This is a genomic window from Mycobacterium asiaticum, from assembly GCF_001668675.1.
Classification (GTDB): Bacteria; Actinomycetota; Actinomycetes; order Mycobacteriales; family Mycobacteriaceae; genus Mycobacterium; species Mycobacterium asiaticum_D.
Genome location: NZ_LZKQ01000155.1, coordinates 1 through 19,179 on the forward strand (window position 1 = coordinate 1; position 19,179 = coordinate 19,179).

Here is a 19,179-nt window from a genome sequence, read left to right on the forward strand (position 1 = left end):
CGGGAGGAGGAGCCGCGCCATCGGCCCAGCGCGTCGACGATGCCCGCCGCGGAGGTGGCGGGAGGAGGAGCCGCGCCATCGGCCCAGCGCGTCGACGATGCCCGCCGCGGAGGTGGCGGGAGGAGGAGCCGCGCCGTCCGCCGCTGCCCAACGGTCGGCGGCCGCCATCAGGCTTTTAGAGCGGCGCGGGCAGCGTCATGCGTCTGCCCTGCATACCCACTTCCAAATAGCACCACGTGAGCGAGGAGCGGGAAAAGTTGATGCAGTCCACGCCGGTCCAACCATCCGGATTCCAGCGGATGCACTTCCTGGTAGGCGGTCAAGACGTCGCCGTAGTGCGGGCAGCCGAACAGCGCAAGCATCGCCAGGTCGGTCTCGCGGTGGCCGCCATGGGCGGCCGGGTCGATCAACACCACCCCGTCGGGGGTCCACATCACGTTTCCGCTCCACAGGTCACCGTGCAGCCTCACCGGTTGGTCATCGTCGTCATAGTGACCGTCGTGGCACCGAGCAATAACGCTGTCGATTAATCCGCGGGTCGAAGTGCCGAGCCGAGGTGCGGCGAGTTCGGCCATCGGCGCCAGCCGCTCGTTCGCGTAGAAGGTGGCCCATCGGCGATGCGGACGCAGCGACATGGGTAGCGGCTGTGACAGCGGACCGAAAAAACCCGGACCCTCCCAACCGGCGGGACCTGAGCCGAATGCCGAAGCGCCCGCGTTATGCGTAATCGCCAAGCGAGCACCGAACACGTGCGCCGCCTCGGCGCTCGGCGGCACTGATTCCAGGCGCCGCAGGGTGAGACTGGTCGGGCCGACAGAAATCACGTCGGCGCAGGGCACCCCGCCATCAGCAGCCGCGAGCCACTCGAGCCCTGCGGCCTCCCAACCGAAATAGTCGTGCGGCGCTCCGCGGTGGTGCTTGACGTATTCGATCAAGCGGACACGTGCGCCGCATGCACGTCGTCGGCCGGCCGCGACTCGGTCTGCTCCTTGGCCCAGCGGTAGTCCGGTTTTCCGGCCGGTGAGCGCTTCACCTCGTCGACGAACCAAAGGCTGCGCGGCACTTTGTATCCCGCGATTTCCGATCGCACGAAGCTGTCCAGCTCCGCCAGCGAGGGGCGCGCACCTTCGCGGGCTTGCACGACGGCGGCCACGTGCTGGCCGTAGCGAGGATCAGGCACACCGACCACCAGCGCGTCGAACACGTCGGGATGACCCTTCAACGCCGCCTCGACCTCTTCGGGGTAGATCTTCTCTCCGCCGCTATTGATTGACACCGAACCGCGACCGAGCATCGTGACGGTGCCGTCTTCCTCGACCAACGCATAGTCACCCGGAATCGCGTAACGCACACCGTTGATCGTCTTGAACGTCTCGGCCGTCTTCTTCTCGTCCTTGTAGTAGCCGACGGGGATGTTGCCCTTCTTGGCGATGAACCCGCGCACCCCCGAACCCGGCTTCACCTCGTTTCCGTCCTCGTCGAGCACGACGGTGCGGTGGTCGATGGTGACCCGCGGTCCACCGCTGTGCGGGGCGTCCTTGGCGACGATGCTGGTGCCGCCGAAGCCGGTCTCGGACGAGCCGATCGAGTCGGTGATCACCCGATTCGGTAGCAGCTCAAGGAGCTTCTCCTTGATGCTCGGCGAGAACAGCGCGGCCGTCGAAGCCAGCAGGAACAGCGACGACAGGTCGTACTCGTTGCCGGCATCCTGATGTGCCAGCAAGGCATCCAGCAGCGGCCGCGCCATGGCGTCACCGGTGAAGAACAGCAGGTTCACTTTGTGTTTGTGAATGGTGCGCCAAACCTCGTCGGCGTTGAATTCCGGTGCCAGCACTGTCGTTTGGCCGGAGAACAGCGACATCCAGGTCGCTGATTGGGTGGCGCCGTGGATCATCGGCGGGATCGGGTAGCGAATCATCGGCGGGTTCGCGGCCGCGGCCTTGGCCAGGTCGTACTCGTCCTTGACGAATTCGCCTGTCGCGAAGTCGGTTCCGCCGAACAATACCCGGTAAATGTCTTCGTGGCGCCACATGACGCCCTTCGGGAAGCCCGTGGTCCCACCCGTGTAGAGCAGATAGATCGCGTCGGCGCTGCGCTCGCCGAAGTCGCGCTCGGGCGAACTGTCGGCGATCGCGGAGTAAAACTCCACTCCCCCGTACCGCTGGAAGTCGTTATCCGACCCGTCCTCGACCACCAGCACCGTCTTGACGTTCGGGGTGTCCGGCAGCACGTTCGCGACCCGGTCGGAGTACTGGCGCTCATGCACAAGCGCGACCATGTCCGAGTTGTCGAACAGGTAGCGAAGCTCGCCCTCCACGTAACGGAAGTTGACGTTGACCAGGATGGCGCCCGCCTTGATGATGCCCAGCATCGCAATCACGATCTCGATGCGGTTCCGGCAGTAGAGCCCCACCTTGTCGTCCTTCTGCACGCCCTGCTCGAGCAGGTAGTGCGCGAGGCGGTTGGCCTTCTCTTCCAGTTGCGCGTAGGTCAACTGCTCGTCACCGCAGATGAGGGCTACACGGTCCGGCACAGCGTCGATGGCGTGCTCGGCGAGGTCAGCAATGTTCAATGCCACGGTCACCAAATTAGAACGTGTTACATTTCTTGACAAGCTCACACCCCATGTCGAGGAAGAGGCAACAGCCGTGGCAGAGTCGCCAGCAAACGATTCGGGACCCTCAGAAAAGGACGCGCTGGTCGAGCAGCGGGGTCACACCCTCATCGTGACCATGAACCGGCCACACGCCCGCAACGCTCTGAGCACCGAAATGATGCAGATCATGGTCGAAGCGTGGGACCGCGTCGACAACGACGACGACATCCGGTGCTGCATCCTCACTGGGGCCGGTGGCTACTTTTGTGCCGGCATGGACCTCAAGACTGCAACCAAGAAACCACCCGGCGACTCCTTCAAGGACGGCAGCTACGACCCGTCGCGCATCGACGCCCTCCTCAAGGGCCGCAGACTGACCAAACCCCTCATCGCGGCGGTCGAGGGACCGGCGATCGCGGGCGGCACCGAGATCGTGCAGGGCACCGACATCCGCGTCGCCGGCGAGAGCGCCAAGTTCGGCGTCTCGGAGGCCAAATGGAGCCTGTACCCGATGGGCGGGTCGGCCGTCCGACTGGTGCGGCAGATTCCTTACACCGTCGCCTGCGACGTGCTGCTGACCGGACGGCACATCACCGCCGCCGAGGCCAAGGAGATGGGGCTCATCGGCCACGTCGTTCCGGACGGCCAGGCGCTGACCAAGGCGCTCGAGCTCGCCGAGATCATCGAGAACAACGGGCCGCTGGCCGTCCAGGCGATCCTGCGGACGATTCGCGAGACCGAAGGCATGCACGAGAACGAGGCCTTCAAAATCGACACACAGATCGGCATTCAGGTCTTCCTGTCCGAGGACGCCAAGGAAGGTCCGCGCGCGTTCGCCGAGAAGCGCAAGCCTCAGTTCAAGAACCGCTAAACGTCGCAGGCCACCGGGCTCACGACCCGAACCTGGCTGCGAAATTCCGTGCCGAATCTCGCAGCGTGGTTCGGTTCGCGCCCTGGGAGGCTACGCGTTGAGCGGAGCTGTCGGGGTGAAGACCACCGGCATCGACTCGAGCCCGGACACGAAGTTGGCCGGCCGCAGCGGCAATGCCGACTCGTCGGCAAGACGCAGGTCGGGCAGGCGCTTCAGAATCCGAGAGGTCATCAGCGACAGTTCCAGGCGCGCGAGCTGATTACCCATACAGAAGTGGGTCCCGAAACCAAATGCCAAGTGGCTGTTTGGGTTTCGGCGGATATCGAACTTCTCCGGCTGATCGAACACCGACTCGTCGAAGTTCGCCGACTCGAACAGCAGCATGATCTTCTCGCCCTCGTTCAACGACGTCCCATGAAACTCCGTGTCCGCCGTCAGCGTCCGGCACATGTTCTTCACCGGCGACGTCCAGCGCAGCATCTCCTCGATCGCACCCGGCAACAGCGCGGCGTCGTCCACCAGGTCCGACCACTGGTCGCGGTGCCGCAGCAACTGTTCGGTACCCCCACTGAGGGTGTGCCGGGTGGTCTCGTCGCCACCGATCAAAATCAGCAGCGTCTCCATGACGATCTCGTCGTCCGACATCCGCTGACCCTCGACCTCGGCGTTGATCAGGATCGAGTACAGGTCGTCGGTTGGCTCGGCGCGACGCTTGCCGATCAGGTCCATGGTGAACGCCGTGTAGGCGGCGAAGGCCTCCATCACCGTCTGAAACTCTGCCGACGTGGGGTCGATGTGCGAACTCAGCCCGCACACCAGATCATCCGACCACTTCAGCAGCATGGCGCGGTCCGACGGCAGTACCCCCAGCATGTCGCCGATCACCGCCATCGGCAGCGGGGCGGCGATGTCACGGACGAAGTCGCACTCGCCGCGTTCACACACCGCGTCGATCAGTGTGTCGCACAACTCGCCGATCGAAGCCTCCTTGTCCTTCACCCGCTTCCGGGTGAAGCCGGAATTGACCAGCTTGCGCCGCACCAGATGCGCGGGGTCGTCCATGTCGATCATGTACGGCATGCCCGGCTGATCCGGTCGGATGCCGCCGGTGCTGGAGAACAACTCGGGGTTGCGCTCGGCGTCCAGAATCGCCTGATACGTTGTGGCACCGGCCAATCCATTGCGATCCCGAAACACCGGCTGGTTGGCGCGCATCCAGCGGTAAGCCTCACGCGCCGCAACACCGTCGGCGTAGAAGTTGCCGTCCGCCAGATCGATGTTGCGGATCTCGGGCGGGGCGTCAGGGAAGGTCTTCCCAACAACATCAGTCATCTACAGCCTCCAGTTTTCGTCCTCGAGCCCATTACAGTAAGCCTTATGTCTGTCTCGCAACACACCATCGCCGGCACCGTCCTCACCATGCCGGTGGTCATCCGCAAAGCCGACCAGCACTCCGCGATGTTCTCGGTCGACGCCAAAGCGGCCCAGCGCCTGATCGATTACAGCGGTCTGGAAATCTTCGAGTACCTGCCCGGTCGGGCCATCCTCCTGCAGCTGCTGGTCCGCTACATCGACGGCGACCTGGGCAAGTATCACGAATACGGCACCGCTTTCATGGTCAACAAACCCGGCACTCACACCAGCGGAATCCGGGCGATGGCCAAGGCCGCCACCTTCATCCATCAGCTGCCGGTCGACCAGGAATTCACTTTGGAAGCCGGCCGGACCATTTGGGGCTATCCAAAGATCATGGCGGACTTCAACGTTCGAGAGGGCCGCAAGTTCGCCTTCGATGTCAGCGCCGACGGCCAGCTGATCTCCGGGATCGAATTCGGCCGCGGGCTGCCGCATCCGGCACCTGCCCAGCAGTCCCTGACGACGTACTCCCACCTGGACGGAGTGACCCGGGAGATCTCCTCGACGATGCAGACATCGGGCGTCCGGACCCGTCTCGGTGGCGCCCGGATCCGTCTCGGCGACCATCCCTATGCGAAGGAACTGGCGACGCTGGGGTTGCCCAAGCGGGCGCTGATGACCCAGTCGGCGGCCAACGTAGAGATGTCCTTCGGCGACGCACACGCCCTCTGAGACCAGCCCCATCGGGCCAATCTAGAACGTGTTCTAGCTACCCCGCAAGGGTGACCGTCAGGTCAGCGCAGCCAGGTCTCGTACCTGCTCAACGGTGCGAGCACCCACCACCATCATGGTGACGCCAGAGGCCTCCCAGGCAACAATTTGCTTACGCACGTAGTCCAGGTCGCCAACAATCATGGCGTCGTCGACCAGTTCGTCCGGAATCACCTTCGCGGCTTCGTCCTTGCGGTTCGACCGGAATAACCTGGTCACGTCGTCGACCACCTCGGAGTAACCCATCCGGCGGTAGACGTCGGCGTGAAAGTTGGTGTCCTCGGCGCCCATGCCACCCATGTACAACGCCAGGAAAGGCTTGACGGCGGCGAACGTTCCGGCCCGGTCGTCGGTCACCACCACCTGCGCCGTCGCGCACACCTCGAAGTCCTCGCGGCTGCGGCGCGCACCCGGCCGGGCGAACCCCTCGTCCAGCCATTCGTTGTAAGTGTCCGCCATACGGGGCGAGTAGAAGATGGGCAGCCAGCCATCGCAGATCTCGGCGGCCAGCGCGACATTCTTGGGTCCCTCGGCGCCCAGCATGATCGGGATGTCGGCGCGCAGCGGATGTGTGATCGGTTTGAGAGCCTTGCCCAAACCCGTTGTGCCCTCTCCATTCAGCGGTAACGGGTAGTGCGGTCCGGCGCTGGTCACCGGCTCCTTGCGGGCCCAGACCTGACGAATGATGTCGATGTATTCCCGGGTGCGTGCCAACGGCTTGGGGAAGCGCTGCCCGTACCAGCCTTCGACCACCTGCGGGCCGGACACGCCCAGTCCGAGGATGTGCCGGCCGCCGCTGAGGTGGTCCAGCGTCAGCGCCGCCATCGCGCACGCCGTAGGGGTGCGCGCGGACAACTGCACCACGGAGGTGCCCAACCGCACCCGTTGCGTCGACGATCCCCACCAGGCCAGCGGGGTGTAGGCGTCCGAACCCCACGCCTCGGCGGTGAACACCGCATCGAAGCCGGCCTCTTCGGCCGCGGCGACGAGCTCCGCATGGTTCTCCGGCGGCTGAGCGCCCCAGTACCCGAGTTGCAGTCCGAGCTTCACGATTGTCGCCTCCTTGAAGCGGATGTTGAAACCACTCTTAGAACCTGTTCTACTCGAAGGTGTGACAGCCAGCTCGAGCGGCCCGGCCCTGATCGATCACCCTGAGCCGCCTCTCTCCGCACCGTTAACGTTGTCCTTCGACTACACCCGTTCAGTGGGTCCCACGCTAGGGAAGTTCTTCACTGCACTGCGTGAGCGCCGCGTTCTGGGAGTGCGCGGGTCCGATGGCCGAGTGCACGTGCCGCCGCCGGAATACGACCCGGTCACCTACGAACCGCTGGGCGAGATGGTACCGGTGTCCAGCGTCGGCACGGTGGTGTCCTGGACTTGGCAGCCTGAACCGCTCGGCGGCGAACCGCTGGACCGGCCGTTCGCCTGGGCGCTGATCAAGCTCGACGGGGCCGACACTCCCCTGCTGCACGCGGTCGACGCCGGCTCCCCGGACGCGATCAAGACCGGTGACCGGGTGCACGTGCACTGGGCCGACGAGACCGTAGGCGCCATCACCGATATCGCGTACTTCCAACTGGGTGAAGACGCCGAACCCGAGGGACCCCAGGCCTCTTCCGACCAGGACCCGGTGACCATGATCGTCACCCCGATCTCGCTGACGATCCAGCACACCGCGTCCCACGAAGAGAGCGCCTACCTGCGCGCCATCGCCGAGGGCCGGCTGCTCGGCGCCAAGACCGGCGAAAACGGCAAGGTGTACTTCCCTCCGCACGGCGCCGACCCCGCCACCGGTCTGCCCACCACCGATTTCGTCGAGTTGCCGGACAAGGGCACCGTGACGACGTTCGCGATCATCAACATCCCGTTCCAGGGTCAACGCATCAAGCCGCCCTACGTCGCGGCCTATGTATTGCTCGACGGCGCCGACATCCCGTTCCTGCACCTGGTCGCCGACATCGACGCGCACGAAGTGCGGATGGGCATGCGCGTCGAGGCGGTATGGCGGCCCCGCGAGGAATGGGGCTTCGGCATCGACAACATCGAGTATTTCCGGCCGACCGGCGAACCGGACGCCGACTACGACACCTACAAGCACCACCTGTAAAGGGCTTACTCACCAATGAGCGAACGCAATGTCGCGGTCGTCGGCTTCGCCTACGCGCCGCATGTCCGCCGTACCGACGGCACCACCAACGGCGTCGAAATGCTGATGCCGTGTTTCGCCCAGCTTTACCAGGAGCTGGGGATCAGCCAAACCGACATCGGTTTCTGGTGCTCGGGCTCCTCGGATTACCTTGCCGGGCGCGCCTTTTCCTTCATCTCGGCAATCGACTCGATCGGCGCCGTGCCGCCCATCAACGAGTCGCACGTCGAGATGGACGCGGCTTGGGCCCTGTATGAGGCCTACATCAAGATCCTCACCGGCGAGGTCGACACCGCGCTGGTGTACGGGTTCGGCAAATCGTCGGCAGGGGTGCTGCGCCAAATCCTGTCCCGGCAAACCGACCCTTACACCGTCGCACCGCTATGGCCGGATTCGGTGTCGCTGGCCGGATTACAGGCCCGCATCGGACTGGACTCCGGAAAGTGGACGGCCGAACAGATGGCGCAGGTCGCGTTGGACTCGTTCGCGTACGCCGAACGCAATGACTCGGAAAAGCCCGCCAAGAGCATCGACGAGTTACTGGCCCGGCCGTTCTTCAACGACCCGCTACGACGGCACGACATCGCTCCGATCACCGACGGCGCCGGAGCGATCGTGCTGGCCGCCGACGACCGCGCGCGAGAGCTCCGCGAAAACCCGGCCTGGATAACGGGAATCGAGCATCGCATCGAGACGCCGGTCCTGGGCGCTCGCGACCTCACCACCTCACCGTCCACGGCCGCGTCGGCCAAGGCCGCCACCGGTGGCGATGCCGCCGTGGACGTCGCCGAAATCCATGCGCCGTTCACCCACCAGCACCTGATCCTGGCCGAGGCCATCGGTCTGGGTGGTTCGACGAAGGTCAACCCCTCCGGTGGTGCGCTGGCGGCCAACCCGATGTTCGTCGCCGGTTTGGAGCGGATCGGTTTTGCGGCGCAACACATCTGGAACGGGTCGGCACAGCGGGTACTGGCGCATGCCACCAGTGGCCCCGCGCTGCAACAGAATCTGGTCGCGGTCCTGGAAGGGAAGAACTGATGGCAGGCGCAGGGGCAAACCTGGCCGCGGTATTGGGCACCGGGCAGACCAAGTACGTCGCCAAGCGCAAGGACGTTTCGATGAACGGCCTGGTGCGTGAGGCAATCGACCGGGCGCTGGCGGATTCGGGTTCGACGTTCGACGACATCGACGCCGTTGTGGTGGGCAAGGCGCCGGACTTCTTCGAGGGCGTCATGATGCCGGAGTTGTTCATGGCCGATGCCGTGGGCGCCACCGGCAAACCGTTGATCCGGGTACACACCGCCGGCTCGGTGGGGGGATCCACCGGAGTGGTGGCCGCCAGCCTGGTCCAATCCGGCAAGTACCGCCGAGTGCTGGCGATGGCGTGGGAGAAGCAGTCCGAGTCGAATGCCATGTGGGCGTTGTCGATTCCCATCCCGTTCATCAAGCCGGTCGGCGCGGGTGCGGGCGGGTATTTCGCACCGCACGTTCGGTCGTACATCCGGCGTTCCGGCGCGCCCACGCATATCGGCGCGATGGTCGCGGTCAAGGACCGGCTCAACGGTGCCCGTAACCCGTTGGCGCACCTGCATCAACCCGACATCACCGTCGACAAGGTGATGCAATCCCCCATGCTCTGGGATCCGATCCGCTTCGACGAGACCTGCCCGTCGTCCGACGGTGCCTGCGCGGTGGTGATCGGCAACGAAGAGATCGCCGATGCCCGTCTGGCGGAAGGACATCCGGTGGCTTGGATCCACGCCACGGCGCTGCGCACCGAGCCTCTGCAGTTTGCCGGCCGCGATCAGGTCAGCCCGCAGGCCAGCCGGGACGCGGCCGCCGCACTGTGGAAGGCCGCCGGCATCACCAGTCCCATCGACGAGATCGACGCCGCCGAAATCTATGTGCCGTTCTCCTGGTTCGAGCCGATGTGGTTGGAAAGCCTCGGATTCGCCCCCGAGGGCGAAGGCTGGAAGCTGACCGAGGCCGGTGAGACCGCCATCGGCGGCCGGCTACCGGTCAACCCGTCCGGCGGGGTGTTGTCGTCGAACCCGATCGGCGCCTCCGGCCTGATTCGCTTCGCCGAGGCCGCAATTCAGGTGATGGACAAGGGTGGCGACCACCAGGTCCCCAACGTGCGCAAGGCGCTTGGACACGCCTACGGCGGGGGCTCGCAGTACTACTCGATGTGGGTGGTCGGACGTGACAAGCCGAGCCAAACCGCATGATGAAATACACCCTCAGCATCGCGTTCAGCCCGATCGACCAACTGACCGAACTCGCCAAGACCGCCGAGGAGGTCGGGTTCGACTCGATCGCGTTGCCGGATTCGATTTTCTACTTCGAGAAGCAGTCCGTCGACTACCCGTACACCGCCGACGGGAAGCGGATGTTCGACGAGAACAGTCCCTGGGTCGACCCGCTGATCCTGGCCGGCACGATGGGCGCGGTCACCTCCAAGCTGCGGTTCTACACCAACGTCATGAAGCTCGGATCTAGAAACCCGCTGCTGCTGGCCCGCCAGGTCGGTTCGGTGGCCAACCTGACCAATAACCGCTTCGGCTTCGGCGTCGGAATCGGCTGGGCGCCCGAGGAATTCGAGTGGTGTGGAGTGCCCTACGCGCGCCGCGGCAAGCGCGTCGACGAGATGATCGAGGTGATCAAGCTGGTGCTCGCCGGCGGCATGGTCGAATTCCACGGCGAGTTCTACGATTTCGACCGCCTGCAGATGAGCCCCGCACCCAGCGAGCCGGTGCCGTTCTACGTCGGCGGTCACACCGACGTGGCGCTCAAGCGCGCGGTCCGGGTCGGCGACGGCTGGACCAGCGCGATGATGACGCACGCGCAACTGGACGAAACCATCGGCAAGCTCAAGACGCTGCTGGCCGAGAACGGCCGTGCCGATGACCCGTTCGAGTACCAGGCCGTGTGCATGGACAAGTTTGGGGTGGACGGGCATCGTGAGCTCGTCGAGATCGGCGTCACCGATTACATCACCATCCCGTGGGTCTTCGACGGGTTGAGCTTCGATGCTCCACTGGACAAGAAGCAGGACTCGCTGAAGCGCTTCGCCGAGACCTACATCCATTCGGGCTGGCAGGACCAGTGAGCCACCCCCACCCGGCCCACGAGGCCGGGCGCCGTTCCCGCGAAGCGGTCGCCGCCCGCGACAAGGACGCCTGGTTGGCGGTGTTCGCCGACGACGCGATCGTCGAAGACCCCATCGGTCCTTCGGCTTTCGACCCCGAGGGCAAAGGACACCGGGGACGGGACGCGATCTCGGCCTTCTGGGACCTGGCCATCGCCCCCACCGACAAGATCGAGTTCGTCTTCCGGGACAGCTATCAGTGCGGGAACGAGGAGGCCAACGTCGGGCACATCCTGATCTCCACCGGCGGTTACCAGGTCACTGCCGAGGGCGTGTTCACCTACAAGGCCAATGACGAGGGCCAATTGGTGGCGTTGCGCGCCTACTGGGAGATGGAACGCGCGGCGGCCAGCACCAAGAAGATCGAGCCGTAGCCGCCTTATTCGCTCTCGACCGGCTCCACGCCCGCCAGATGCCGCTGAGCCAGGTCGCGATAGGCCTGCGGATTGACGTTCACCCACATCTCGGCGCCAGTCCCTTCGATCGGGCCTTTCACCTTGGCCGGCGCTCCGGTCACCAGCATTCCGGCTGGGATCTGTGTGCCTCCGGTGACCAGCGCACCCGCCGCCACCATGCAGCGGGCGCCGATCACGGCGCCGTCCAGCACGGTGGCGTGGTTGGCGATCAGCGCCTCCTTGCCGACGTGTGCGCCGTGGATGCAGCACAGATGCGCCACCGTGGCTCCCGGTCCGATATCGACGGGGATGCCCGGCGGGGCATGCAACACCGAGCCGTCCTGCACGTTGGCGCCTTCCCGGATCACCACCGGCGCGTAGTCGCCGCGCAAGACGGCGTTGTACCAGACCGACGCCCCCGCCTCGACGGTGACGTCGCCGATCAGGGTTGCGGTCGGCGCCACGAAGGCGGTGGGGTCGACTTTTGGTGAACGACCCTCGAAGGAATACAGCGGCATCAATTACATATACCGCAAAGCGCATACGCTGCTGGCTAACACAGCCAGACTCGACCGTCGTTGCGGACTCCCGGCACAAAACTGTAACGTGTTCTAATAATCAGCCCGCAATCTGGAGGTGACCAGGGTGAGTACCGACACAAGCGGCGTCGGTGTCCGGGAGATCGATCCCGGCGCCTTGCCGACCAGGTATGCCCGGGGCTGGCACTGCCTGGGCGTCGCAAAGGACTTTCGAGACGGCAAGCCGCATTCGGTCAATGCGTTCGGCACCAAGTTGGTGGTTTTCGCCGACTCGCACGGTGATCTGAAGGTGCTGGACGGTTACTGCCGGCACATGGGCGGCGACCTGTCGGAAGGCACCATCAAGGGCGACGAGGTTGCCTGCCCCTTCCACGACTGGCGCTGGGGCGGTGACGGCCGCTGCAAGCTGGTGCCGTACGCCAAACGCACGCCGAAGACGGCGCGTACCCGCTCGTGGACCACCGATGTGCGCAGCGGCCTGCTGTTCGTCTGGCACGACCACGAAGGCAACCCACCCGACCCCGCGGTGCGCATACCGGAGCTCGCCGAAGCCAGCAGCGACGAGTGGACCGAGTGGCGGTGGAACAGCATCCTCATCGAGGGTTCCAACTGCCGCGACATCATCGACAACGTCACCGACATGGCGCATTTCTTCTACATCCATTTCGGTTTGCCGACGTACTTCAAGAACGTCTTCGAGGGCCACATCGCCTCGCAGTACCTGCACAACGTCGGCCGGCCCGACGTCAACGATCTCGGCACCTCTTACGGTGAGGCGCACCTGGATTCGGAAGCCTCGTACTTCGGGCCATCGTTCATGATCAACTGGCTGCACAACAAATACGGCGACTACAAGGCCGAGTCGATCCTGATCAACTGCCACTACCCGGTCACCCAGAACTCCTTCGTGCTGCAGTGGGGTGTCATCGTCGAAAAGCCCAAGGGCATGGACGAAAAGATGACCGAGAAGCTGTCCCGGGTATTCACCGACGGCGTCAGCAAGGGCTTCCTGCAGGACGTCGAGATCTGGAAGCACAAGACCAGGATCGACAACCCGCTGCTGGTCGAGGAGGACGGCGCCGTTTACCAGCTGCGCCGCTGGTATCAGCAGTTCTATGTCGACGTGGCCGACATCCAGCCGGAAATGGTGGAGCGCTTCGAGATCGAGGTGGACACCACCCGGGCGAACGAATTCTGGAACAAAGAGGTTGCCGAGAATCTCAAGGCCCGCGATGCCGAAGAGTCGGTCTCGGACGAAGTACCGGCTCAGTAACCCCGGTCACCATGTCTGAGGATCGACCGGACGTCCCCGACGTCGACCGGCTGGCGCGGTCGATGTTGCTGCTGCACGGTGATCACCACGATCACGATGAGCCACGCTCGCAGCGGCCAGGGTCCGGGTCTTGGTCGAAGTCAAGGGATTTCAGCAACGATCCGCGGCGCGCGGCCGAGGTTGCCGAGGCCAGCAGAGCAGACCGGGAACGCTACCTGAGCATCGGCCTGCAACCGGTGGATTGCCGGTTCTGTCACGTCACGGTGACGGTGCGCAGGCTCGGGCCGGGACACACTGCGGTGCAATGGAGTAGCGATGCTTCCCAGCGTTGCGCGCACTTCGCCGAAGTACGGGCCGCCGGCGGCGACCCGGCGCGCACCCGGGCCTGTCCGCGGCTGGCCGACAGCATCGAACACGCGGTGGCCGAAGGCATCCTCGAGCACGACGACACGGACGACTGAGCACTGCGATTTCATCAATCCTGCCGTCAGACAACGACATTGTCGCTGCAAGGCGGGCACAGCCTCACATGCCCCCGGGACCCAAGGCCCCGTCGCTCACAGCCCGGCGAAGCGCTCCTTGACCGCCTCCGCGGTCAGCCCATAATCCGCCAGTGAATATTTGTGCTTCGGCGCCCTGGCCCCGGTCTGGCTTTCGGCGTGACTGTCTGCCATGGCTTTTCGTGCCTCATCGGTGAGCGTCAGCCCGAAGTGGCGGTACACCTCGGCGACGGTTCCCAACGGATCACTGACCAGGTCGTTGTAGTCGACATCGCAGAACTGCGCCGGATTGTATTTGGCCCGAGCGGTATTGAAGCGCTCCAAGCCCCGCGACCAGGTCTCCATGGCATCGGCACCGATCTGAGCCCCGTGGAACGTCGTAGACCATCCCTCGGCCGTGTGCTGAGCCAGCGAGCACATGGAGGCCATGATCGTCTCCACCGGCCGGTGGGTCTGAATCACCAGCGCGTCGGGGTAAGTCGCCATCAACGCGTCCAGCGCGAACAGGTGACTGGGGTTCTTCAGCACCCATCGCTTGTCGACATCATTGAGACCGATGAGCTGAAGGTTGCGACGGTGCCGCTGGTACGACGGGGTCCAGTCCTGCCGCGATAGCCACTGCGCATAGCTGGGTACGTGGGCCAGCGTTTCGTACGACACCGAATGCAGCGACTGCCGGAGCAGCTGCCAGCACTCCTCCAGCTCATAGGCGGCCATGAAATGCAGCCCGGTGTAATCCGGGTTCTCCTCATGGTGCTGGGTGAACTGCGCGTCCAGTTGGCGATACCACGGATTCGAATCCCAGGTATCCCGCGGCGGGCGCGGCTGCGGGAACTCGGCCAGCCACAGGTGCAGGCCCTGATGCGCCGGGTCCGCCCCCAGTAGCCGGTGCAGCACCGTGGTTCCGGTCCGCACCAGTCCCGTCACGAAGATCGGTCGCTCGATGGGGACGTCGGCATGCGCCGGGTATTGCTTCCACGCCGCCTGGGACAAGAGCCGGGCCACCAGCGCACCGCGCAGGAAGAACCGATTCATCTTGCTGCCCAACACCGTCAGGCCCGCCTCGCGCTTGTACGCGTCGAGCAGCACGGCAAGGGCTTCGCGGTAGTTGTCGTCGTCGGACCCGAAATCGTCCAGCCCGGTCAGCTTGGTTGCCGACGCGTGCAGGTCGTCGACGGTGCCGATATCGGTCCGGCCAGCGAGATCAGCCATCAGTTGTGGTACTCCCCGCAATTGACGTCCAGCGTCTGCCCGGTGATACCGCTGGACAAATCACTGGCCATGAACAGGATGGCCGACGCCACCTCGTCCTCGGTGGGCAGCCGCTTGAGGTCGGAATTGGCGGCGGTGGCCTGATAGATCTGTTCGGCGGTGGTGCCGTACTTGCCCGCCTGGTGGTTGAAGTAGCCCTGCAACGTGTCACCCCAGATATACCCGGGCGCAACCGAATTGACCCGAATGCCCTGCTCCCCCAATTCGGTGGCCAACGACTGCGACATGGACAGCAACGCGGACTTGGCCATCTTATAGGCCCCGTACTTGGCCTGTGAGTGCCGGATCACCATGGAGTTGACGTTGACGACGGACCCTTTCGCCTCGGCCAACGCCGGGGTGAAGCCCTGGATCAGCCGCAGGGCACCCAACGCGCTCAGCTCGATCGCATCCCGAATGTGCTGGAACGTGGTGCCGGCCAACGGTTTCATCGAGGGGACACGAAATGCGTTGTTGATCAGCACATCCGCTTTGCCGTAAGCCTGCTGGGTGGCGTCCACCAGATTCTTCACCTGGTCGTCGTCGGTGATGTCCGTGCGCACCGCCACCGCCTTGCGGCCGAGGTCGACGACCTGCTTGGCCACATCATCGAGGCGGTCCACACTGCGGGCCGCCAGCACCAGATCGGCGCCCTCGAGCGCACAACGGCGCGCCAACGTGGTGCCCAGCCCCGGACCCACACCACTGATCACCACTACCTTGCCGTCGAGCAGATTCGTCATCCCAGCATCCTCGCCGCAATTTGTTGTTGTCGCAGCGCAATTCGCGCCCGCCAGTCGTCCTCGGAGATCTTGTTGTGCTCGTAATAGGGCAACGCGGCCGGCACCGCGTCGACGTCGACCAGCTGCACCGTGGGACCGTCCGCCTCGGTGAGCTCTCGGGATACCCGCTGCCAACGAAACTGCAGGAACCCGCGGCGGTGAGCGAGCGTCTCCACCCAGTTGGTGACGCCCGGGTTCTGGTCACTGACCACGATACGAACCCTGCCGTCCGGATCCGCTTGCGCCTGAGTGTTATTCAGCGACGTCTGATGGTTGATGTAGTCCAGCGAGATGTACCACATGCTGCCCAACTGGAAGCCGAGGTAAGGGGCATCGCTCACCGGCACGGTGATCACCAGGGCCTGATCGGGGCGCAACTCGAAGTGACCGACGGACGAATACTGGGTGGCCAAACCGCCGGGCGTGAGCCGCGGCGGCACCATCGTATTGACCGGGATCTTGAGGTAGAACCACTGCGGGAACTGCAGCCAGGTCTTCACCCGGTTCACCAGCTGCTTTCCGGCTGTCGCGTAACGCTTTTCGATGAGCTGGCGAGTCAGCGGTGGCGGCGCGGTACCCGCGGTGTCCAACCGTTCGATGGTCAACGTGCCTCGCCGCGCACCCCAGTCGCCGTACACCTCACGGATCACCAACTGACCCGGACTGGTCGGTCGCACCCGCCACTCGAAGCTACCGTCGGAGGCGATGTCGAGCTCGCGGTCGTCGAACGCGGCCTGGCTGGCCGGCACGTTGTCGTCGGTGTACTCCCCGCCGAGCAGCTGAAAGCTCAGATCGGTGGTGGTGCCGCGAACGCCCCGGACCACGTAGTCGCGGTCGGCGTGCACCCGGGTGCCGAAGTAGAGGGTGTCGGGGTTGTCCAACCCCATCTTGGTGAACGGCCCCGTGCCGGACTGCAGGAACGGGTGGTCGCGCTCGTAGTCGAATGCCAGATGCATGCACCCGGCCACGCATCCGGCCAGGTATTGCAGGCCTTCGAGGAGGTCGGCTTCGGTCTCGATATGCGGCGCGGCAGCAACCAGATTCTCGGCTTCCGCGATGGCTTCGGTCAGTGGATTTGAGAAGAGGGGAGCGGACACGACTTTGACGCTAGAACGTGTTCCTATTTTGAGTCAACCGCGAACATTTTCCCGCGTCGCAGCGGCGCTTTTGGACGAAGCCTGATCACCTCAGGAGGTGCACTGGTTGGCCAGCGTGACCAACGCCTGCCGAACGTCCGGGTGCCGGTTGAGGTAATCCACCAGATTGGTACCCGAACCCGACGCTTGGGACCGAGCGGTGATCTCCGCCTTCACGTCCGGATGCCGATCCAGATAGCCCTGGACTTGTTCGGACGCAGTCTGACCGAAGGTGGTATTGCACTGCTGCGGATCCGCGGCTGCCACGGGCATGGCGATCATTGCCGAGACGACGGCGCCCAACAGACCGCCGATCACCAGACCTTTGCTCATGGTCGTTCCTCCTATCCGGGACCTGTATTCGAGGCTACGCGCGCCGCCGCCCGGCCCGCGAGGCCTGACGGGCGGCTCGCGGGGGGTACTACGCTGGATTTACATGAGCACTCAAGGTGGGGATTTCGATCCAGCTCGACGGACGGGTGGTTTCCGGCCTCCGCCGCCGACCGGTCAGTTCACCCATGACACGAGACCGTCCGCACCGCCGCCGGTACGGCCCGACTTCAATCCTGAACCCCGCCAATTCCAGCGCCCGTCCCGGACGACGCTGGGCGTCCTAGTGGCTGTTCTGTTGGCAACGGTTGCGCTGGTGCTTTCGCTGATCGCGCTGTTCGACGAGCCGGCACCGCCGCCCGGCCCACCGAAACCGCCCTCGGTAGCGGACGCGGACAAGGCGCTGTGTCAGGCGATCGGCCCCCTGATGAAGGAGAACGACGACCGCAGCAACGCGTTTCTGGCCACCGGCGAAGCCGGTTCACCGGAACGCGACGCGGCCCTGCCGAAGTTCGTCACCGACACCCAGGATTGGGCGCGACGTACCCAGCAGGCGCTCGACGCGCACGCAAGCCCGCCACGCCTGTCGACCCGGGCGTTGCAGCGCTACATCGACGACATGCAGTTGTTCGTGGCCAGTGTTCGGCCCGGGCCCGGGACGCAGTATGACGAGGCCGCCTGGACTGACAGCATCGTCGCCTACGGCGGGACGCTGGCCACCTGCCAACAGCTCGGTATCGGCTGGTGACATACCTGGCGGTCCGTAAAAGACCGCCGGCAAAGGCCCGTCAGTAAGGCTGTAGCGGGACCCAGATTCCGTAGAGCCAGAACCCCCAGCCCTGGTAGTAGGGGTCCCACACCGGCAGCACGGAGTACCCCAGGTAGTTGAGGGTGGGCGCGACCCAGCCTGCCGGTGGCGGCCACGGGCCCCAGCCACCGAATGGAGCCAAGGCAGCCCTGAGCGGATTACCCCAGCCCCGCGGAGGCGGTGGGGGAGCCCCCCAGCCCCACGGCGCGCGTCCCAGGCCCCACGGTGCCGGACCGCCGTGCCACGGCGGCGCCAGCAGGTGCAGGCCCGGCCTCCGGAACGCCACGTCCCAGAGCCGATCCCCTACCGGTGCCAACGGCCCGCGGAAATCGCCGCGGAAGTGCCAAGCCGGGCCGCCCCGCCAGCCGGAGCGCCAATTGAGGTTGGCGCCGACGCCGAAGGGTCCGCGCAGGTTGATACCCAAATCGCCGCGTGGGCCCCACCAGCGTCCGAATGGTGGCGCCCCCAGCCCTCGGAAGGGTGCCCGGAAGTTGCCGGCCGCCATGCCACCGAGTCGGACTCCGCCACGGAAGTCGGCGCGAGGTCCGCCCGGTCCGCGGAACGGCCCGCGGAAGTCGAGGGCCGGGGCGCCGGTGCCGCGGAATGCCCCACGAACGTTGGCTCCCGGGCCGCGCAGGCTGCCGTTGACACCGGCCTTCGGGCCGCCCGCCACACCTAGGCCGCCACGCAACTCGGTGGCCGGAGGCTTGGGGCTGCGTCCCTGGGGGCCGAGCCCGCCATGTCCGCCACCTTGGCCGGGTGAGGTTGCCGGTCCGCCGCCGCGACCGCCAGGACCACCGCCCCCGGGGCCACCGCCGCCGGGATTGCCGCCGCCACCAGCCTGCGGTGCGGGTCCACCACCGTGGCCACCGCCGCCGGCGCCAGCGCCACCAGGACCGTTGCCGCCGCCACCAGCCTGAGGCGCGGGCCCACCGCCGTGGCCACCACCACCAGGGCCGCCGCCGCCAGGGCCACCGCCACCAGGACCGTTGCCGCCGCCACCAGCCTGAGGCGCGGGCCCACCGCCGTGGCCACCACCACCGGGGCCGCCACCACCGTGGCCACCACCACCGGGACCGCCGCCGCCGTGCGGTGCGGGACCGGCGCCGCCACCACCGTGGCCGCCACCGCCGGGACCACCACCGCCGGGACCGCCGCCGTGTGGTGCGCCACCGCCACCCCCGTGACCGCCACCGCCGCCGCCGGGCCCGCCGCGGGCAACGCGCAGAGCAGCATCGCCAATGCCGCCCAGGCGTTCTCGGCGGTGCCGAACTCGC

At 65.6% G+C, this 19,179-nt stretch carries 20 protein-coding genes and 1 pseudogene; 10 read left to right on the top strand and 11 right to left on the bottom strand.

Going from position 1 to position 19,179, the window contains the following annotated elements:
- Positions 1–167: 167 nt before the first annotated feature.
- Positions 168–935 (bottom strand): fructosamine kinase family protein, encoded by a 768-nt coding sequence (locus A9X01_RS13655; RefSeq protein WP_065121295.1) that lies wholly within the window; start codon positions 933–935, stop codon positions 168–170.
- Positions 932–2,584 carry an acyl-CoA synthetase gene (locus A9X01_RS13660; protein WP_065121296.1) on the bottom strand — a complete coding sequence of 551 codons (1,653 nt, stop codon included), beginning with the start codon at positions 2,582–2,584 and terminating at the stop codon, positions 932–934. The genes A9X01_RS13655 and A9X01_RS13660 overlap by 4 nt, the downstream gene beginning before the upstream one ends.
- Positions 2,585–2,648: 64 nt before the next feature.
- On the opposite strand from A9X01_RS13660, the gene A9X01_RS13665 reads away from it, so the two are divergent.
- On the top strand, positions 2,649–3,467 hold the full coding sequence (locus tag A9X01_RS13665; RefSeq protein WP_065121297.1) for a crotonase/enoyl-CoA hydratase family protein: 819 nt from the start codon (positions 2,649–2,651) through the stop codon (positions 3,465–3,467).
- A 90-nt stretch (positions 3,468–3,557) separates the two neighbouring features.
- On the opposite strand, the gene A9X01_RS13670 is transcribed toward A9X01_RS13665, so the two are convergent.
- Positions 3,558–4,799, bottom strand: coding sequence for a cytochrome P450 (locus A9X01_RS13670; protein WP_065121298.1), 1,242 nt, complete (start codon positions 4,797–4,799; stop codon positions 3,558–3,560).
- A 45-nt stretch (positions 4,800–4,844) separates the two neighbouring features.
- Here A9X01_RS13670 and A9X01_RS13675 point away from each other — a divergent pair, with 45 nt between their 5' ends.
- The gene (locus A9X01_RS13675; protein ID WP_065121299.1) at positions 4,845–5,555 is read left to right on the top strand and encodes an acetoacetate decarboxylase family protein; all 711 of its coding nucleotides are present in this window, start codon (positions 4,845–4,847) and stop codon (positions 5,553–5,555) included.
- Positions 5,556–5,612: 57 nt separating this feature from the next.
- Here A9X01_RS13675 and A9X01_RS13680 read toward each other — a convergent pair whose 3' ends face one another.
- The gene (locus tag A9X01_RS13680) at positions 5,613–6,644 is read right to left on the bottom strand and encodes an LLM class F420-dependent oxidoreductase (protein WP_065121300.1); all 1,032 of its coding nucleotides are present in this window, start codon (positions 6,642–6,644) and stop codon (positions 5,613–5,615) included.
- A gap of 61 nt (positions 6,645–6,705) precedes the next feature.
- Between A9X01_RS13680 and A9X01_RS13685 the strand changes: the two genes are divergently transcribed.
- The 5 genes from A9X01_RS13685 to A9X01_RS13705 are packed head-to-tail and all read left to right on the top strand — an operon-like array spanning position 6,706 to position 11,262.
- Positions 6,706–7,701, top strand: coding sequence for a Zn-ribbon domain-containing OB-fold protein (locus tag A9X01_RS13685; RefSeq protein WP_065121301.1), 996 nt, complete (start codon positions 6,706–6,708; stop codon positions 7,699–7,701).
- A 15-nt stretch (positions 7,702–7,716) separates the two neighbouring features.
- On the top strand, positions 7,717–8,778 hold the full coding sequence (locus A9X01_RS13690) for a thiolase family protein (RefSeq protein WP_065121302.1): 1,062 nt from the start codon (positions 7,717–7,719) through the stop codon (positions 8,776–8,778).
- Positions 8,778–9,968, top strand: coding sequence for a thiolase family protein (locus A9X01_RS13695; protein WP_065121303.1), 1,191 nt, complete (start codon positions 8,778–8,780; stop codon positions 9,966–9,968). The genes A9X01_RS13690 and A9X01_RS13695 overlap by 1 nt, the downstream gene beginning before the upstream one ends.
- A complete protein-coding gene (locus A9X01_RS13700) occupies positions 9,968–10,849 on the top strand; it encodes a TIGR03619 family F420-dependent LLM class oxidoreductase (protein WP_065121304.1) in 882 nt (293 codons plus the stop codon). Before A9X01_RS13695 ends, A9X01_RS13700 begins: the two co-directional genes overlap by 1 nt.
- Positions 10,846–11,262, top strand: coding sequence for a nuclear transport factor 2 family protein (locus tag A9X01_RS13705; RefSeq protein WP_065121305.1), 417 nt, complete (start codon positions 10,846–10,848; stop codon positions 11,260–11,262). Before A9X01_RS13700 ends, A9X01_RS13705 begins: the two co-directional genes overlap by 4 nt.
- 5 nt (positions 11,263–11,267) lie before the next feature.
- Here the strand turns inward: A9X01_RS13705 and A9X01_RS13710 are convergent, their stop codons facing one another.
- Positions 11,268–11,801 (bottom strand): gamma carbonic anhydrase family protein, encoded by a 534-nt coding sequence (locus A9X01_RS13710; protein WP_065036599.1) that lies wholly within the window; start codon positions 11,799–11,801, stop codon positions 11,268–11,270.
- Between the two features lie 127 nt (positions 11,802–11,928).
- Between A9X01_RS13710 and A9X01_RS13715 the strand changes: the two genes are divergently transcribed.
- Positions 11,929–13,095 carry a 3-ketosteroid-9-alpha-monooxygenase, oxygenase component gene (locus A9X01_RS13715; protein ID WP_065121312.1) on the top strand — a complete coding sequence of 389 codons (1,167 nt, stop codon included), beginning with the start codon at positions 11,929–11,931 and terminating at the stop codon, positions 13,093–13,095.
- Between the two features lie 11 nt (positions 13,096–13,106).
- Entirely contained in the window at positions 13,107–13,556 is a 450-nt protein-coding gene (locus A9X01_RS13720) for a hypothetical protein (RefSeq protein ID WP_065121306.1), read from the top strand.
- A gap of 96 nt (positions 13,557–13,652) precedes the next feature.
- Here the strand turns inward: A9X01_RS13720 and A9X01_RS13725 are convergent, their stop codons facing one another.
- From A9X01_RS13725 to A9X01_RS13740, 4 genes are all read right to left on the bottom strand, one after another.
- Positions 13,653–14,807: a sulfotransferase family protein gene (locus tag A9X01_RS13725; protein ID WP_065121307.1), complete on the bottom strand. Its 1,155-nt coding sequence runs from the start codon at positions 14,805–14,807 to the stop codon at positions 13,653–13,655.
- On the bottom strand, positions 14,807–15,589 hold the full coding sequence (locus A9X01_RS13730) for an SDR family oxidoreductase (RefSeq protein WP_065121308.1): 783 nt from the start codon (positions 15,587–15,589) through the stop codon (positions 14,807–14,809). Before A9X01_RS13730 ends, A9X01_RS13725 begins: the two co-directional genes overlap by 1 nt.
- Positions 15,586–16,725 (bottom strand): hypothetical protein, encoded by a 1,140-nt coding sequence (locus A9X01_RS13735; protein WP_065121309.1) that lies wholly within the window; start codon positions 16,723–16,725, stop codon positions 15,586–15,588. The genes A9X01_RS13730 and A9X01_RS13735 overlap by 4 nt, the downstream gene beginning before the upstream one ends.
- Before the next feature lie 90 nt (positions 16,726–16,815).
- Complete coding sequence (locus A9X01_RS13740; protein ID WP_065121310.1) at positions 16,816–17,097, bottom strand: hypothetical protein; 282 nt, start codon at positions 17,095–17,097, stop codon at positions 16,816–16,818.
- Between the two features lie 283 nt (positions 17,098–17,380).
- Between A9X01_RS13740 and A9X01_RS13745 the strand changes: the two genes are divergently transcribed.
- Positions 17,381–17,842: a hypothetical protein gene (locus tag A9X01_RS13745; RefSeq protein ID WP_253849126.1), complete on the top strand. Its 462-nt coding sequence runs from the start codon at positions 17,381–17,383 to the stop codon at positions 17,840–17,842.
- A gap of 40 nt (positions 17,843–17,882) precedes the next feature.
- On the opposite strand, the gene A9X01_RS13750 is transcribed toward A9X01_RS13745, so the two are convergent.
- The gene (locus A9X01_RS13750) at positions 17,883–18,575 is read right to left on the bottom strand and encodes a hypothetical protein (RefSeq protein WP_065121311.1); all 693 of its coding nucleotides are present in this window, start codon (positions 18,573–18,575) and stop codon (positions 17,883–17,885) included.
- 2 nt (positions 18,576–18,577) lie between these two features.
- Positions 18,578–19,179 (bottom strand): annotated as a pseudogene (locus A9X01_RS30500) (hypothetical protein); the annotation flags it as partial.